This is a genomic window from Solidesulfovibrio aerotolerans (genome assembly GCF_009856865.1).
Classification (GTDB): Bacteria; Desulfobacterota; Desulfovibrionia; order Desulfovibrionales; family Desulfovibrionaceae; genus Solidesulfovibrio; species Solidesulfovibrio aerotolerans.
Window position 1 is genome coordinate 160,369 of the sequence record NZ_WVUD01000002.1, and the last position, 14,754, is coordinate 175,122.

General features: G+C 61.2%; 14 protein-coding genes. 4 read left to right on the forward strand and 10 right to left on the reverse strand.

Features of this window, described 5'->3' with window-relative positions; all coding sequences use genetic code 11:
• The first annotated feature begins 31 nt into the window (after positions 1 to 31).
• The 4 genes from GTA51_RS02325 to GTA51_RS21480 all read left to right on the forward strand — a co-directional run bounded on the left by GTA51_RS02325 (position 32) and on the right by GTA51_RS21480 (position 1,461).
• Positions 32 to 451, forward strand: coding sequence for an HI0074 family nucleotidyltransferase substrate-binding subunit (locus GTA51_RS02325; RefSeq protein WP_160958338.1), 420 nt, complete (start codon positions 32 to 34; stop codon positions 449 to 451).
• Complete coding sequence (locus GTA51_RS02330; RefSeq protein WP_160958340.1) at positions 444 to 770, forward strand: nucleotidyltransferase family protein; 327 nt, start codon at positions 444 to 446, stop codon at positions 768 to 770. Before GTA51_RS02325 ends, GTA51_RS02330 begins: the two co-directional genes overlap by 8 nt.
• 168 nt (positions 771 to 938) lie before the next feature.
• Positions 939 to 1,181 (forward strand): CopG family ribbon-helix-helix protein, encoded by a 243-nt coding sequence (locus GTA51_RS02335; protein ID WP_160958342.1) that lies wholly within the window; start codon positions 939 to 941, stop codon positions 1,179 to 1,181.
• Complete coding sequence (locus GTA51_RS21480) at positions 1,171 to 1,461, forward strand: type II toxin-antitoxin system RelE/ParE family toxin (RefSeq protein WP_160958343.1); 291 nt, start codon at positions 1,171 to 1,173, stop codon at positions 1,459 to 1,461. The genes GTA51_RS02335 and GTA51_RS21480 overlap by 11 nt, the downstream gene beginning before the upstream one ends.
• Positions 1,462 to 1,564: 103 nt before the next feature.
• Here the strand turns inward: GTA51_RS21480 and lon are convergent, their stop codons facing one another.
• From lon to GTA51_RS02390, 10 genes are all read right to left on the reverse strand, one after another.
• Positions 1,565 to 4,024 carry an endopeptidase La gene (gene lon, locus GTA51_RS02345; RefSeq protein WP_160958345.1) on the reverse strand — a complete coding sequence of 820 codons (2,460 nt, stop codon included), beginning with the start codon at positions 4,022 to 4,024 and terminating at the stop codon, positions 1,565 to 1,567.
• 132 nt (positions 4,025 to 4,156) lie between these two features.
• Positions 4,157 to 5,410: an ATP-dependent Clp protease ATP-binding subunit ClpX gene (gene clpX, locus GTA51_RS02350; RefSeq protein ID WP_160958346.1), complete on the reverse strand. Its 1,254-nt coding sequence runs from the start codon at positions 5,408 to 5,410 to the stop codon at positions 4,157 to 4,159.
• A gap of 54 nt (positions 5,411 to 5,464) precedes the next feature.
• On the reverse strand, positions 5,465 to 6,079 hold the full coding sequence (gene clpP / locus GTA51_RS02355; protein WP_160958348.1) for an ATP-dependent Clp endopeptidase proteolytic subunit ClpP: 615 nt from the start codon (positions 6,077 to 6,079) through the stop codon (positions 5,465 to 5,467).
• Positions 6,080 to 6,242: 163 nt separating this feature from the next.
• Positions 6,243 to 7,559, reverse strand: coding sequence for a trigger factor (gene tig, locus GTA51_RS02360; protein ID WP_160958349.1), 1,317 nt, complete (start codon positions 7,557 to 7,559; stop codon positions 6,243 to 6,245).
• Positions 7,560 to 7,744: 185 nt separating this feature from the next.
• Positions 7,745 to 9,310: a hydantoinase B/oxoprolinase family protein gene (locus tag GTA51_RS02365; RefSeq protein WP_160958351.1), complete on the reverse strand. Its 1,566-nt coding sequence runs from the start codon at positions 9,308 to 9,310 to the stop codon at positions 7,745 to 7,747.
• A 30-nt stretch (positions 9,311 to 9,340) separates the two neighbouring features.
• Positions 9,341 to 9,886: a hypothetical protein gene (locus GTA51_RS02370; RefSeq protein WP_160958352.1), complete on the reverse strand. Its 546-nt coding sequence runs from the start codon at positions 9,884 to 9,886 to the stop codon at positions 9,341 to 9,343.
• 103 nt (positions 9,887 to 9,989) lie between these two features.
• Positions 9,990 to 10,721 (reverse strand): hypothetical protein, encoded by a 732-nt coding sequence (locus GTA51_RS02375; protein WP_160958354.1) that lies wholly within the window; start codon positions 10,719 to 10,721, stop codon positions 9,990 to 9,992.
• A gap of 152 nt (positions 10,722 to 10,873) precedes the next feature.
• A complete protein-coding gene (locus GTA51_RS02380; protein ID WP_160958356.1) occupies positions 10,874 to 12,850 on the reverse strand; it encodes a hydantoinase/oxoprolinase family protein in 1,977 nt (658 codons plus the stop codon).
• Between the two features lie 263 nt (positions 12,851 to 13,113).
• Complete coding sequence (gene icd, locus GTA51_RS02385; RefSeq protein WP_160958358.1) at positions 13,114 to 14,265, reverse strand: NADP-dependent isocitrate dehydrogenase; 1,152 nt, start codon at positions 14,263 to 14,265, stop codon at positions 13,114 to 13,116.
• Positions 14,266 to 14,322: 57 nt separating this feature from the next.
• Positions 14,323 to 14,745: a hypothetical protein gene (locus GTA51_RS02390; RefSeq protein WP_160958360.1), complete on the reverse strand. Its 423-nt coding sequence runs from the start codon at positions 14,743 to 14,745 to the stop codon at positions 14,323 to 14,325.
• Positions 14,746 to 14,754: the final 9 nt, after the last annotated feature.

Sequence of the window (14,754 nt, forward strand, 5' to 3'; positions counted from 1 at the left end):
CACGGCCAAGCCGTATGACGAGGAGACGCCCGTGGCCCTTGACCTGACAAGCCTGGCCAAAGCCGTCGCGGCCCTGGCCCGGTCCCTTGAGGCCACGGCTGACGGTCTCGACGCCATCGACCCGGCCTTACGCGAGACGGTCCAGGCCGGGATCATCCAGCAGTTCGAAGTGGCCTACGAGCAGAGTTGGAAATATCTGCAACGCTGGCTGCGGGAAAACGCCGCCCCGGATGCAGCCGATTTTCCCAGATCCCGCAAGGATCTGTTTCGACAGGCCGCCCGCTACGGCCTGCTCGCCGATCCCCTGCCCTGGTTTGCTTTTGGCGACGCCCGCAATCAAACATCGCACACCTATGACGGGGCCACGGCCCTGGACGTGTGTACAGTTGCCCGGCAGTTCCTGCCCCATGCCGAGCAACTGCTCGCCCAACTGACCCAGCGCAATGATTGATCTGCCCCCGCAACAGCTCGCCGAAGTCCGACGCCTCCTGGCCGAGCACGTCCCGCAGGCCACCGTCCTGGCCTACGGCTCACGAGTCCGTGGCACGGCCCGGCCGGCCTCGGACCTCGACATTGCCCTGCGCGCCACCGGACCGCTGCCTGCCGCGCAGTTGGAAACACTTCGCGACGCCCTGGCCGCTTCGGATCTGCCCATTCTCGTTGACGTTGTGGACTACCACGCCGTCTCGGCAGCGTTTCGCCAGATCATCGACACCTGGGCCGAGCCCATCTTCCCGGTCCAACCCGATGCTAGAGACCAGCCAGAATAAACGGTCCTTCCGGGTTTTCCGTGGGGAACCACTGACCAACAATTCCAACAATCGTATTGACCACCGTTGCGGCCGGGAAAGCCTCGCCAGACCAGAGGGCGGGGACGCTTGCGCCTTCCCTGGAGGCGATGTATTCATATGCATACTTTGTATGCGAGGAGGTTGCCCATGAGTATACCGACCACCGTGCGCATGGACGAAGACATGGTTTCGCGTTTGGATGGGTTGGCTCAGGCCACGGGCCGAAGCCGAGCCTGGATCATCAAGGACGCCCTCTCCCGCTATCTGGAATATGAGACATGGTTTGCCGAGGAAGTGGAGAGGGGACGACAGGACGTGGCTGCCGGCCGTCTGGTTTCACACGAAGCAGTGAAGGACAGGATGCGCCGGCGGGGAATCCATGTCGATTGAATGGACCGAGTGGGCGGCAAATGATCTAGACAGCTTGCTAGACTACATCGAGCAAGACGATCTACCTACCGCGCTACGTGTCGGCAGGGAAATCATCGACGCGGTGAGCCGCTTGGAGTCCTTTCCTGGCATGGGAAGACCGGGTCGGATAAAGGGCACACGGGAATTGGTTTTAGTTCCGTGTGCCCTTCCCTATGTCGTCATCTACGAGGTGAGCGCAAAATCCATTTTCATTCTCCGTGTGCTTCATAGCACTCAGCAGTGGCCACCAATGCCATAAGTCCCCCGTTTGAGGACGCAATACAAGCCGGGACGGCAACACCGTCCCGGCTTGTAACGTCGGTCTTTTCTCCAGGGAACCGGATGATCCCCCAAACGTGTTCCTAGTGCCGGTGCTCCACGCGGTATTCTTCCTTGAGCAGCGATTCAGACAGGGGCACGGCGTTCTCGTCGCGGCCGCAAAAGAGCCGGGCCTGCTCCTCGCACACCAGGGCGTTGGAAAGCACCTCGTCCATGCTCTCGACCTTTATGATCTCCATGTCCTTGAGGATGACCTCGGGCACGTCCTTTAAATCCTTTTCGTTTTCGGCCGGAATCAGCACCGTGCGGATAAGACCCCGGTGGGCGGCGAGCAGCTTCTCGCGAAGGCCGCCAATGGGCAGCACCCGGCCGCGCAGGGTGATCTCGCCGGTCATGGCAATGTCGTTGCGCACGGGGATGTTTAACAGGGCCGAAATGACCGTGGTGGCCAAGGTGATGCCGGCCGACGGACCGTCCTTGGGGATGGCGCCCTCGGGCACGTGGATGTGCATGTCGATTTCCTTGTGGAAATCGGGCTTGAGGCCGTAGAGCCCCGAACGCGAGCGCAAATAGGACAGGGCCGCCCGGGCCGACTCCTGCATGACGTCGCCCAATTTGCCGGTGATCTCCACCTTGCCCGTACCGGGCATGATGGCCGCTTCGACCATGAGCAGCTCGCCGCCGACCTCGGTATAGGCCATGCCGGTGCACAGCCCCACCTTGGCCACGGGCTCCATCTCGCCATGGCGATGCTTGGGCACGCCCAGGTAGGATTCCAGGTTCTCCGCCGTGATCGCAAAGCGCTTGTCCGGCTCCTTGCCTTCCACAAGCTTTCTGGCCACCTTGCGGCACACGCTGGCAATCTCGCGTTCGAGATTGCGCACGCCGGCCTCGCGGGTGTAGCGGCGGATGATGGTCAACAGGGCTTCGTCGGTCAGGGTGACGTTGTCCGACGACAGGCCGTGCTGTTCAATATTCTTCGTCAGCAGAAAACGGCTGCCGATTTCGGCCTTCTCGGTTTCGAGGTAGCCCGGGATGCGGATGATCTCCATGCGATCCTGCAACGGCAGCGGGATGGAATGCAGGGAGTTGGCCGTGGTGATAAAAAAGATCTTGGACAGGTCGTAGTCCAGATCGAGATAGTGGTCGTTGTAGGCGTAGTTCTGTTCGGGATCGAGGACTTCGAGCAGGGCCGAAGACGGATCGCCCCGAAAATCCGTGCTCATCTTGTCCACTTCGTCCAGGCAAAAGACCGGGTTGTTAAATTTCACTCGCTTAAGCGACTGGATGATCTTTCCTGGCAGCGCCCCGACATAGGTGCGGCGATGGCCGCGAATCTCGGCTTCGTCGCGCACGCCGCCAAGGGACAGGCGCACGAATTCCCGGCCCATAGCCCGGGCAATGGACTTGGCCAGGGAGGTCTTGCCAACACCCGGCGGGCCGACCAGACACAGGATGGGGCCTTTGATGCGGTCCACGAGTTTTTGCACAGCCAAAAACTCCAGGATGCGTTCCTTGGGCTTATCCAGGCCATAGTGGTCGGTATTCAGGATCTCCTCAGCAGCCAGGATGTCGAGATCCGTGTCCTGGTAGACCTGCCAGGGCAGATCCAGAATCCATTCCACATAGTTGCGAACGACCGTGTATTCAGCTGAGGACGGCGGAATCTGACGCAGCTTTTTAATCTCGCGCAGGGTCTTTTCCCGGGCCTCTTCGGGCATGTTCTTTTCGGCCAAGCGCTTTTCAAATTCCACGGCCTCGGCAGCGGGATCGTCCTCGCGGCCCATCTCTTTGTTGATGGCCTTTATCTGCTCGTTTAAATAGTACTCTTTCTGATTCTTCTCCATCTGCTGCTTGACGCGGTTTTTGATCCGCTTTTCGATGGAGGAGATTTCGATTTCGCCCTGGAGGAAGGCATAGGTCTCTTCCAGGCGGCGCATGGGCTCAAGCTCTTCAAGCACGCCCTGCTTTTTGATGTAGTCCACCTTCAAATGCGGCATCACCGCATCAGCCAGGCGGCCCGGAGACGTGATGGAATTAATGGCCAGGATGGTTTCCGGGGCCAATTTCTTATTGATGCGGCCGTAATGCTCCAGGGACTCCTGGGTGGCCCGGATCAGGGCATCGGATTCGGGACCATGGGTCTCTTCTTCCGGCACCCGGCGCACGGTCACCATGGGATAGTTGGCGTCCTCGCCCATGGTCATGGTCTCGGATTCCCACTCGGCCCGGTACAGGCCCTCAAAGAGCACCTTTATCGTGCCGTCGGGCAGGCGCAGCATCTGCAAAATCTTACTGACCGTGCCCATCTCGAACAGGTCTTGGGAGGTGGGCTTTTCGGTTTCGGGTGAGCGCTGGGCCACCAGAAAAATTTTCTTGTCGTGGGCGGCGACAGCCTGCTCGATGGCTTTGATCGAGGCCTCGCGGCCTACGAACAGCGGCGCGATGGAGCGCGGGAACATCACCACTTCCCGCAGGCTCATCATGGGCAGTCGGATGGTTTCGGCGGCGAACCGATTATTATCAAAAGTAAATTCAGTCATGCATCCTCCCGCTCACGGGTTTTGATTCAGCGGACTGCGTCGCCGGACCGGGCATGTCCCGATCCGGCGGCACGTCGGCAGGAAGTGAGGTAAGGCCCAAAAACCCGTTGTCAAACGCGAGGCAACCGGGTTCTAGGCGGTTTTCACTTCCTGGTGATAAAACAGCAGCGGTTCGATGCCCTTTTCCACCACGGCCTTGTTGATCACGCACTCCTTAACGCCCGACAGCGACGGCAGTTTGTACATAATCTCCAGCATGATGGTTTCCATGACGTTTCGCAGGCCGCGCGCGCCGGTTTTGCGCTCGATGGCCTTTTGCGCAATGGAGTCCAGGGCGTTTTTGGAAAAGCGCAGCCGCACCTTGTCCAGCTCGAAAAGCTTCTGGTACTGTTTGACCAGGGCGTTTTTGGGCTCGGTCAGGATGCGCACCAGATCTTCCTGGGTCAGCTCCTCAAGGCTGGTGAGGATGGGGATACGGCCGACAAATTCGGGGATAAGCCCAAATTTGATCAGATCGGCCGGATGGGCCTGGGTGAGGAGCTTGGACATATCGTCGTCGTTTTTGGCCTCGACCTTGGCCCCAAAGCCCATGGCCGAACCACGCATACGCTGGCCCACGATCTTTTCCAGGCCGATAAACGCGCCGCCCACGATAAACAGGATATTGGAGGTATTGAGCCGGATAAACTCCTGCTGCGGGTGCTTGCGGCCCCCCTTGGGCGGGATGTTGGCCTCGGTGCCTTCAATGATCTTTAAAAGGGCCTGCTGCACGCCCTCGCCCGACACGTCGCGGGTGATGGACGGGCTGTCGCCCTTGCGCGCGATCTTGTCGATCTCGTCGATGTAGATGATGCCCTTGCTGGCCGACTCGATGTCGTAATCGGCGTTTTGCAGCAACTGGACCAGGATGTTTTCCACGTCCTCGCCCACGTAGCCGGCCTCGGTCAGCGTGGTGGCGTCGGCGATGGCAAAGGGGACGTTTAAAATCCGGGCCAGAGTCTGGGCCAGCAGCGTCTTGCCGGAGCCGGTGGGGCCGATCAGCAGAATGTTGCTCTTGTCGATTTCGACGTCGTCCACGCCGGCGGCGCTGGCGTAGTAGACGCGCTTGTAGTGGTTGTGCACGGCCACGGCCAGAATCTTTTTGGCCTGTTCCTGGCCGATGACGTATTCGTCGAGCAGGCGTTTGATCTCGGCGGGAGCCAGAAGCTTGCCCCCCTCGGTCTCTTCGCTGACGGATTCCTGAGCGATGATCTCGTTGCAAAGGGCCACGCATTCATCGCAAATATAGACATCCGGGCCGGCGATGAGCCGCTGCACTTCGTCCTGGTTCTTACCGCAAAACGAGCAGCACAACTCGCCCGACACGGTTCCTTTCTTCCTCGTCATACGGGAACACCCACCCTGCCCGGCGTACCGGGCCTTTTTGACCGCGACACGGTCCTAGGCCTGTTCGGATCCTTTTTTCCCCAGAGGCTCCCTGGAGGTCAACACCTTGTCGATAAGTCCGTAGGCCACAGCTTCCTCGGCGCTCATGAAATTGTCGCGCTCGGTATCCACCCTGATTTTCTCGATATCCTGGCCGGTGTGGTGGGCCATGATTTCATTTAAGGTGTCACGGGTGCGCCGGGTTTCCTTGGCGTGAATTTCGATGTCCGTGGCCTGGCCCTGATACCCGCCAGACGGCTGGTGGATCATGATGCGGCTGTGCGGCAGGGCGTAGCGCATGCCCGTGGCCCCGGCGCACAGGAGCAAGGCACCCATGCTGGCGGCCTGTCCCAGACACAGGGTGGAAACCGGCGGCAGCACGTAGCGCATGGTGTCATAGATGGCCAGCCCCGACGAAACCACGCCGCCCGGGGAATTGATGTACATGAAAATTTCTTTCTCAGGATCCTCGGATTCAAGAAAGAGCAGCTGGGCGCATATCAGGTTGGCGATATGGTCATCGACCGCGTCGCCGAGCAGGATGATGCGGTCCCGAAGCAGCCGCGAATAGATGTCGTAGGCACGTTCGGTGCGACCGGTCGTTTCGATGACTATGGGGATGGTGGCCATCACGTTCCCTTTGGTGTGCCGGGGGCGACGGCTTGCGACGGTTTTGTCCGCAAACCACGACCGCCACGACCGCCCGGCTTTGGTTACACAGGACGAAGCGGCTGGCGAATCCGGGCCGCTTCGTCCTGATTTCAGTTTGAATGCAAAAAACGGTCCTTAGTGTCTAGACCGTGGCCTCGGCGGCCGCCTCGGTCGGGGCCACCTTGGTGACCAGGGCGCTGGCGTAAATCAGGTCCGCGGCCTTGTCGGCCAGAAGCTTGTCGCGCACCATGATCATCATGCCGTTGTCCTCGTAGTAGCGCTTGAGCAGAATGACATCCTGCCCAACCTGGGTCGAGAGGCGGTAGAAAAACGCATCCATCTCCTGGGGGGTGACGGTGAGTTCTTCCTTGGCGGCCACGGCCGAGAGGTAAATCTGGGTTTTGACCAGCTCCTCGGCCTGGGACCGCAGCTCGCCTTCGATCTCGGCCAGGGATTTGCCCGTGGACTCCAGGCTCTTGCCCCGGCGCTCCAACTGGCCCACAAACTCCTGGACCATCTGGCCAAGCTGCTGCTCCACGGCTGTGGGCGGCAGCGGGAAATCGAGGGCGGCCAGCAGCTTGTCGAGCAGTTTCTTCTGAGCCGACGAGCGGTGCAGGTCTTCACGCGATTTCTTGTAGGACATGGTAATGGCTTCGCGCATCTTGTCCAGACCTTCAAAGTTGCCGGCTTTCTTGGCCAGCTCATCGTCCACCGGCGGCAGGGTGCGGACCTTGATGACGTGGACGGCCACCTTCATGGTCACGGTGCGACCGGCCAGGTCGGTATTGATGAAGTCCGCCGGGAAGGTCATCTCGCCCTCGCCTTCGGAACCGGCGGGCACGGTTTTGACCAGGGCTTCAAAATCGGCCAGGGACTGGCCTTCGCCAAGGGTCATCTCGAAATTCTCGGCCCGAACGCCGGGAACGGCCACGCCGTTCTCGAAAGCCTCGAAGGTCACAGACACCACGTCGCCATCAACCGGGGTACGGTTGTCGCTAATGGGCGCGACTTCGGCCAGATTCTTGCGCACGCGCTCAATCACGGCGTCGATGTCGGCATCGGAGACAATGACGTCCTCTTCCTCGATAGCCTGGCCCTTGTACTCGGGCAGCTCGAACGCCGGGGCGTGCTCGAAGGTAAACGTATAGGCCAGCGGCTCGCCCTTGGCCAGGGCGGCTTCGCTGACATCCAGGCCGGCCAGGGGGGCCAGCTTCAGTTCGCCCATGATATCATTGATATGAACGTTGATAAGATCGGTGGTGGCTTCGCTGACGATCTCTTTTTTAAAGCGCTGCTCAACGACGCTGGACGGCACTTTGCCCTTGCGAAAGCCCTTGATGTCGGCCTTGGAGCGGAAAAGCGCCACGGCGGTGGACAGGGCAGCAGTGGCCTCTTCGGCCGGAACACTCACGTTAACCTGCGTTTTGACAGGCGAAATCTGAGCAACGGTATATTCCAAGACTTCCTCCAAGAAGTTCGCTCATGCCGTTGTGGCGGAGCGGATTGTGGGTCGTATCAAGAAAACAATGGCATAATTACGAAATGGGCTATGCTACAGGATGGCATGGGAAAAGGAAAGCGCCAAATCCGGTCCCCCGGAGCGCCTGGAAGACACGCCTTATGCGAGTGCGCAAAAAAATGCAATCAGCCCGAACTGCCGTACCCCCCGCCGCCCGGCGTTTCGATGCGCAACCGGTCGCCAGGGCGCAGATGCACGTGGAATTTGCCCGGCATGGCCATTTCACCGGTGCGGCGCGTCAGCACATTGACGCCCGGTGCCCCTTCGCCGCCGCCGGCCAGCCCCCAGGGGCCGCGCAGCCGCCGGTCCGAAAGGACGGTGGCCTCCATGGGTGCCAGCGCCTCAAGCTCGCGCACCAACCCCTCGCCACCGCAGTGCTCCCCCGGCCCGCCGGAACCACGGCGCAAGGCGTAGCGCGTCACCCGCAGCGGATAGGCGTATTCCAGGGCTTCGATGGGGGTATTGAGCGTATTGGTCATATGGGAGTGCACCCCTGATTGCCCGGGACCGGTCGCATCAGCCCCGGCTCCGCCGGCCAGGGTCTCATAATACGTGAAGGCCGCGCCGGTGCGGGCATCGATGCCGCCCATGGCCAGATTATTCATGGTGCCCTGGGAGGCTGCCGGCAGGCGGTCCGGCAGGGCCAGGGCCAGGGCGCGCAGGATCACGTCCACGATGCGCTGGGAGGTTTCGACGTTGCCGCCGGCCACGGCGGCCGGAAATCTTGCGTCCACCACGGTGCCGGGTTTGGTGATGATGGCCAGCGGGCGCAGGCAGCCGGCGTTGGCCGGCACGGCCTCGCCAGCCAGGGCGCGAAAGACGTAGAGCGCGGCCGAGACGGCTATGGCCCGCACGGCGTTTATGCAGCCGGCGGTTTGCGGATCGCTGGCCCGAAAATCCAGTTCGGCCGCATCACCTTCGATGGTCAGCGTCAGGCGCACGGTCACTTCCCCGCTGCCGGCCCCGTCGTCGTCCAGGGCGTCGCTGGCCGTGTAGCTGCCGTCCGGTATGGCGGTTATGGCAGCGGCCATGAGGCGCTGGGCATAATCCAGCAACGCCTGCCCCAGCCGGGTCACGGCGTCGCGGCCATGGGCGGCGATCAGCGCTTCCATCCGGGCAACACCAGTGCGGTTGGCCATGATCTGGGCGGCGAAGTCGCCCTGGCGCTCGACCGGGGTGCGCACGTTGGCCAGAAAGAGCGCCATGACGCCGGGAACGATCTCGCCGCCGGAAACGATCCTGACCGGCGGTATGACCAGGCCTTCCTGAAAAATGGAGGTGGAAAGCGGCATGGAGCCGGCGGCCATGCCGCCGACGTCGGCGTGGTGGGCGCGGCTGGCCACGTAAAAAAGCGGCGTATCGCCGCCGGCATAGACCGGGGCCACCAGCGTTATATCGGGCAGATGGGTGCCACCCTTAAAGGGATCGTTGAGCATGACCATATCGCCCGGCCCCATATCCACGGCGTCTATGGCGGCGCGCACGGACAGCGGCATGGAGCCAAGGTGCACCGGTATGTGGGCGGCCTGGGCCACCATATCGCCGCCGGCGTCAAATACGGCGCAGGAGAAATCGCGGCGTTCTTTGATATTGGGCGAATAAGCGGTCCGGGTCAGGGCGACGCCCATTTCCTCGGCCACCGAAGCGAACTTATTCTTAAACACCTCAAGGGTGATGGGGGTGATGTTCATCATATATACCTTATCAAAACACACGCCGTCTTAAAAACATGCTTTTACGTAAACAACAAACTTCACAACTAAAGATGGAAACGATGAAAGCAATACTCCAACAGCAAATGAACAGATTCCGACTTCCAACCAAGGCACATAACCTATAGAATTGCTTTCGACCAGGGCTTCCAACCTAGAAATTTCGCCATTAATACTATTTTCATTGTCACTAATCATTCCAAGAAGTTTAGCATCAATAGAATCTACCAATTGATGCAAACTGACAATCTTATTAGACAAATTCATGCAAAAATCTTCTAACTGTTCAATCTTCTCGGACGCACTCCGCTCGTCAATGACCAACACCCTGTGTCCATAGATCTTGCCTTTACCAACTGCCACTGCTGAGACAGAGCCTTCTTTACATTCTTGTCTGAGCAAAAACGCGCTTTTTAACGACCTCAATCTCTCACCAACAGTCGGATATTTAAAAAAATTCTTCGATTGATTGAGAACATAAAGCGACACAGCCAATCCAATAAATTGATAGACAACTCCAAAAAACAGAACAACTCTTTCATCCACAACAAACAAAAAAAAACAGCAACACAAACAGACCAAAAATTATCCAGAACAAAAAAGGAGAATCGATTTTACGAAAATATTTCATAGATTGGACACACCACACACAAGAGTATTATCGCCCTTTTGACGATAAGTATGCCGCGAAATCCCCGCTGTATCCCTTCGCCCCATGATGCGCAAACCGCCCCAACACACTGACATGCACTGTGCCGCCGATGTCGCGCCAGCGTTTGCAAAAGGCGTAATCCTCGGGCAGATAATCCCGCGTCTGCGCATCAATCATCGTATCAAAAAACGCGTAGTTCTCCGCAGCCGCCTCGTTGGTGCAGGCAAAACGGTAGCCTAACCCCGGATACGCCTGGGCAAGACGCGTGAAAACGTCCCGTCGAATGAGCATAAAGCCCGTGGCCGCATACTCCACTTCCAGAAAACCCTGCCCATCGACCTTGCAGCCGGGCTTGACCTTGACGGCATAATCGAGGCTGGCTGCCTCGGCCACAGCAGCCGGCGTGCCGGCCGGTTGCCCCATGACCCGGGAAAGGTCCAGGCCCTTGACCGGATAGACGCCGCAGACCACGTCCTTGCCAGCGCCCAAAAGCCGCAAGACCATGCGCGGATCGAATTCAATGTCCGCGTCAATAAAAAGCAGATGCGAAGCGGCCTCGTCGCGCAAAAATTCGTTGGCGATGGAATTGCGGGCGCGGGTGATGAGGCTCTCGTGGCAGGGGGTGAGCAGCCGAAACGCAATATTTTCCCGATTGAGCAGGTCTTTGAGCGCCAGCATGGACAGCATGTACGGCACAGTGACCACGCCGCCGAAACACGGCGTGCCGATGACGAGCATTACGCCCCTCCTCTGCAGTGCCAGGAGTGTGGTGCGGCGGCGCAGCGCAAAGCGGCCTTTGCAGCGCGCCCACAGCCTGCCTGGGGCAACACGTCCGCAAACCCTGCCGTCACAACGGCGTCGTCAGCGCGCCAGTTGTGCAACCGCGCGCCCTAGTCCTGCCCGCCCGCAGCGATGACGAGATTGCCCAACCCATCCACCCGCACCGACGCGCCCGGCGGCACAAAGGTCGTGGCCGAGGTCTCGGCGACCAGGGCCGGGCCGTCGAAATGATTGCCCGCCAACAGCTTGTCCCGCTCATACCACATGGCCGGCTGCTCCTGGCCGCGCCAGAGAAGCGGGCGCTGGCCCAATTTCGCTTCGGCCGGCACAGCGGCAACATAATGCTCGGCTTCCTCAAAAGCCGGCTTCTCGGTAATCACCCGCGCCCGGATGCGCAGCGTCACGATTTCGATGACATCCTTGGGATGCTTAAAGCCGAATACGGCCTCGTGGCGGTTGTGGAAAGCCAAAAACGGATCGGCCACGAACCGGATCGGCAACTCGTGGGACTGGCCCTTATAGCGCATGTCGAGCTGGCGTTCGAGAACCATCCTGGCCCCGGGGGCTTCCTCGGCCATGACCTGGCGCGCCCGGGTTTCCAGGGTGCCAAACAGTCCGGCCACCTCGATCAGATCGGTCTTGTCGGAAGCGGCCATGACCGTCTCGGAAAAATCGCGCACAACATCGGCCAAAAGCATCCCAAGGGCGGAAAAAAGCCCGGGATGGCGCGGCACGACGACCGTCTCGACGCCTAAAAGCCGGGCCAGGGAAACGGCATGCAGCCCCCCGGCTCCACCGTAGGAGAGCAAGGCAAATTCGGCCGGATCATGGCCCCGCTCGACGGAGATGACCCGGATGGCCCGCTCCATGGCCGCCTCGGCCACGGCCACAACACCCTCGGCCGCCTCGGTGGCCGACAGCCCCGAAGCAGCACCCAGGGCGGTAAAAAGCTCGGGCAGACGCTCGGGATAAAGCGCCATGGCCCCGCCCAGGAAATGATCCGGGGCCAGCCGCCCCAGGAACAGATTGGCGTCGGTGACGGTCAGCCCGTCGCCCCGGCCGTAGCAGGCCGGGCCGGGATTGGCCCCGGCGCTTTGCGGCCCGACCCGAAGCGCGCCGCCGGCATCCATGGCCGCCAGCGAACCGCCGCCGGCCCCGACGGTGTGGATATCGAGCATGGGCGTTTTGATCGGCATGCCGGCCAGCACCGTTTCCATGGCCATGGACAGGGCACCGTCCAGGAGCGACACGTCGGTGGAGGTGCCACCCATGTCAAAAGTAATGAGCTTGTCGAATCCCGAGGCCTTGCCAACAGCCAGGGCGGCCACAACCCCGCCGGCCGGACCGGAAAGCACGGTGCGCACCGGTTCGCGCCGGGCCGTATCAGCGGAAATAAGCCCGCCGCTGGACTGCATGACGCACAGTTGTGCCCCGTCCGGCAGGCCTTGGGCCAGGGCACCGAGGTAGGCCCGCATGACCGGCGCAACATAGGCGTTGGCAACCGTGGTGGCGGCCCGCTCGAATTCCCGGAATTCGGCTAAAATATCGGAAGACAGCGAGACCGAAAGCCCGGCTTCGGCCAGGGCTTCGCCCACAAGCAGCTCATGCTCGGGGGCAAGAAAGGAAAAAAGCAGGCACACAGCCACGGAATCGGCCCCGGAGGCGGCCACGCGGGCAGCCAGTTCCTGGGCGTCCTCGATGGAAAGTTCCTCCACCACGCGGCCCTCGGCACTGATGCGCCCGGGGACGCCGAAACGCAGGTGTTGCGCAACGAGACACGGTTCCTTGCGGCTGGCCAGATCGTAGAGATCGGGGCGATTTTGCCGGCCGATGGCGATGATGTCCTCAAAACCGGCGTTGGCCACAAACGCGGTGACCGCTCCCCGGCGTTCGAGCAGGGCGTTGGTGGCGACGGTTGAGCCGTGCATGACCCGTGCGGGTGTCAGGGACAGCCGGGCCAGCCCTTCCAGGATGGCACGCGACGGATCATCCGGGGTCGAGGGCAGCTTGACCACGGCAAAGCCTTGCCCCGTCCGACAGATGATGTCGGTAAACGTGCCGCCGGTATCCACGCCGACAACGGCCATCTGGCCCCCTTCTCCCTTTCGCCAAGGGATGCGATACTGCAGTGGTTGAAAACACCTTCAAACCGGCCCGGACGCAGTCGCCGCAACAGGCGAGCCGCTTGAGACCGAAAGGTGCGCGGGAACCGTCAGCCCGAGGGCAGCCAACAATGGCACGCCTCGTTTGGGCACTATCGCGGGTTTCCATTTTTTTTCAAGGGGCAACGCCGCCGGGCCAGTCGGCCCGGACGGCGTTGCCATCAAATCGTCACAGAGAATCGCCGGCCCTAGAGGTTTTTGGCCAACAATTCGCCAAAGGCGGCGCAGCCGACCGTTGTTGCACCCGGGATCTGGTCGGCCAGATCCACGGTGACCTTCTTGTCACTGATGGTCTTGTCCATGGCGGCGTGGATGCAGGCGGCCGCCTCGTGCCAGCCGATGTGCTCCAGCAACATGGCGCCGCTTAAGACCAGGCTGCCGGGGTTGGCCATGTCCTTGCCGGCGATATTGGGAGCCGTACCGTGGGTCGGCTCGAAAAAGGCCAGCTTTTCGCTCATGTTGACGCCCGGAGCCAGTCCCAGCCCGCCGACCTGGGCGGCCAGGGCGTCGGAGATGTAGTCGCCGTTTAAGTTGGTGGTGGCGATGACGGAATAGTCCTGGGGCCGCATAAGCGCCACCTGGAACATGTTGTCGGCGATGCGGTCCTTGACCACGATGGACTTGGTCCCGCCGGCAGCGGCCTCCTGCTCGGTCATGCAGGCGTCGGCAAATTCCGTGGCCGCCACTTCATAGCCGAAGGCCCGGAAGGCACCTTCGGTGTATTTCATGATGTTGCCCTTGTGCACCAGGGTGACGCTGGGTTTTTTGTGGGCCACGGCATGCTGCAGCGCCTTTCGCACCAACCGCTTGCAGCCGGCCGGGGTGATGGGCTTGATGCCGATGCCGGCGGTCAGGTCCACCTTGGCGCCGAGTTCGTCGCGCAAAAAGGCGATGAGCCGCTCGGCCTCCGGGGTGCCCGAGGCGTATTCGATGCCGGCGTAGACGTCTTCGGTATTTTCCCGAAAAATGATCATGTCCACGAGGTCCGGGCGCTTGACCGGCGACTCGATGCCCTTGAAATAGCGGATGGGACGGATGCAGGCGTAGAGGTCGAGCACCTGGCGCAGGGTGACGTTTAGGCTGCGAAATCCGCCGCCGACCGGGGTGCCCAGCGGTCCCTTGAAAGCGAGTTCGGCCGTGGCCAGGGTATCGACGGTGATCTGGGGCAGATACTCGCCGACTTCCTTAAAGGCCTTTTCGCCGGCCAGCAGTTCCTTCCACACCAGCTTGCGGCCATCGCCATAAGCCTTGGACACGGCCGCGTCGAGAACCGGCCGCCCGGCCGCCCAGACATCCGGGCCGATGCCGTCGCCTTCAATCCAAAATACCGTCTTTTCCATGCGCCTGTACTCCTGTGGGAAATTTTGAACAAGTTGATACGGTAAGAAGGGAGCCGGTCATTTGTCAACCAGGCCTTTGGGCGCGCCCCCGGCCGGGGCGTCGAGAAAGGCGGCGGCAAACTCCCGGGCCACGCGTTTCTGGCGGGTTTCGGGCAGCGTCCAGTACTCGGCGTCGGCCCCGCACAGGATGAGCACCTGGGCCAGGGCGATCTCCCGGTCCTGGCGGGTGAGTCCCGCCCAGTCCGGCCGGGCCATGCGCCGGGCCGCTTCGCCCCGGCAGGCTTCGACGTAGCGCCGGGGTATGGGCATCTGCGCCCCGGCCCGGACCTCCGGGCCGCCTCCCTGCGGAGAGGCGGCCCGAAAGCCGGGCCAAAGATGCTCAAACACAGGAAACGAAGCCCGAGGGGTTATCTGGCCGAGGACGAAAAGCAGTCCGGCAAAGGCCACAAACGCGAGCGGGACCAGCGGCTTGCGATCCATGGACGGCTC

What these genes read in the sequence shown, in the direction of transcription:
- GTA51_RS02330 (WP_160958340.1), top strand. Translation starts at nt 444, where the DNA reads ATGATTGATCTGCCCCCGCAACAGCTCGCCGAAGTCCGACGCCTCCTG.
- GTA51_RS02335 (WP_160958342.1), top strand. Translation starts at nt 939, where the DNA reads ATGAGTATACCGACCACCGTGCGCATGGACGAAGACATGGTTTCGCGT.
- GTA51_RS21480 (WP_160958343.1), top strand. Translation starts at nt 1,171, where the DNA reads ATGTCGATTGAATGGACCGAGTGGGCGGCAAATGATCTAGACAGCTTG.
- lon (WP_160958345.1), bottom strand. Translation starts at nt 4,024, where the DNA reads ATGACTGAATTTACTTTTGATAATAATCGGTTCGCCGCCGAAACCATC.
- clpX (WP_160958346.1), bottom strand. Translation starts at nt 5,410, where the DNA reads ATGACGAGGAAGAAAGGAACCGTGTCGGGCGAGTTGTGCTGCTCGTTT.
- clpP (WP_160958348.1), bottom strand. Translation starts at nt 6,079, where the DNA reads ATGGCCACCATCCCCATAGTCATCGAAACGACCGGTCGCACCGAACGT.
- GTA51_RS02365 (WP_160958351.1), bottom strand. Translation starts at nt 9,310, where the DNA reads ATGAACATCACCCCCATCACCCTTGAGGTGTTTAAGAATAAGTTCGCT.
- GTA51_RS02375 (WP_160958354.1), bottom strand. Translation starts at nt 10,721, where the DNA reads ATGCTCGTCATCGGCACGCCGTGTTTCGGCGGCGTGGTCACTGTGCCG.
- GTA51_RS02380 (WP_160958356.1), bottom strand. Translation starts at nt 12,850, where the DNA reads ATGGCCGTTGTCGGCGTGGATACCGGCGGCACGTTTACCGACATCATC.
- icd (WP_160958358.1), bottom strand. Translation starts at nt 14,265, where the DNA reads ATGGAAAAGACGGTATTTTGGATTGAAGGCGACGGCATCGGCCCGGAT.
- GTA51_RS02390 (WP_160958360.1), bottom strand. Translation starts at nt 14,745, where the DNA reads ATGGATCGCAAGCCGCTGGTCCCGCTCGCGTTTGTGGCCTTTGCCGGA.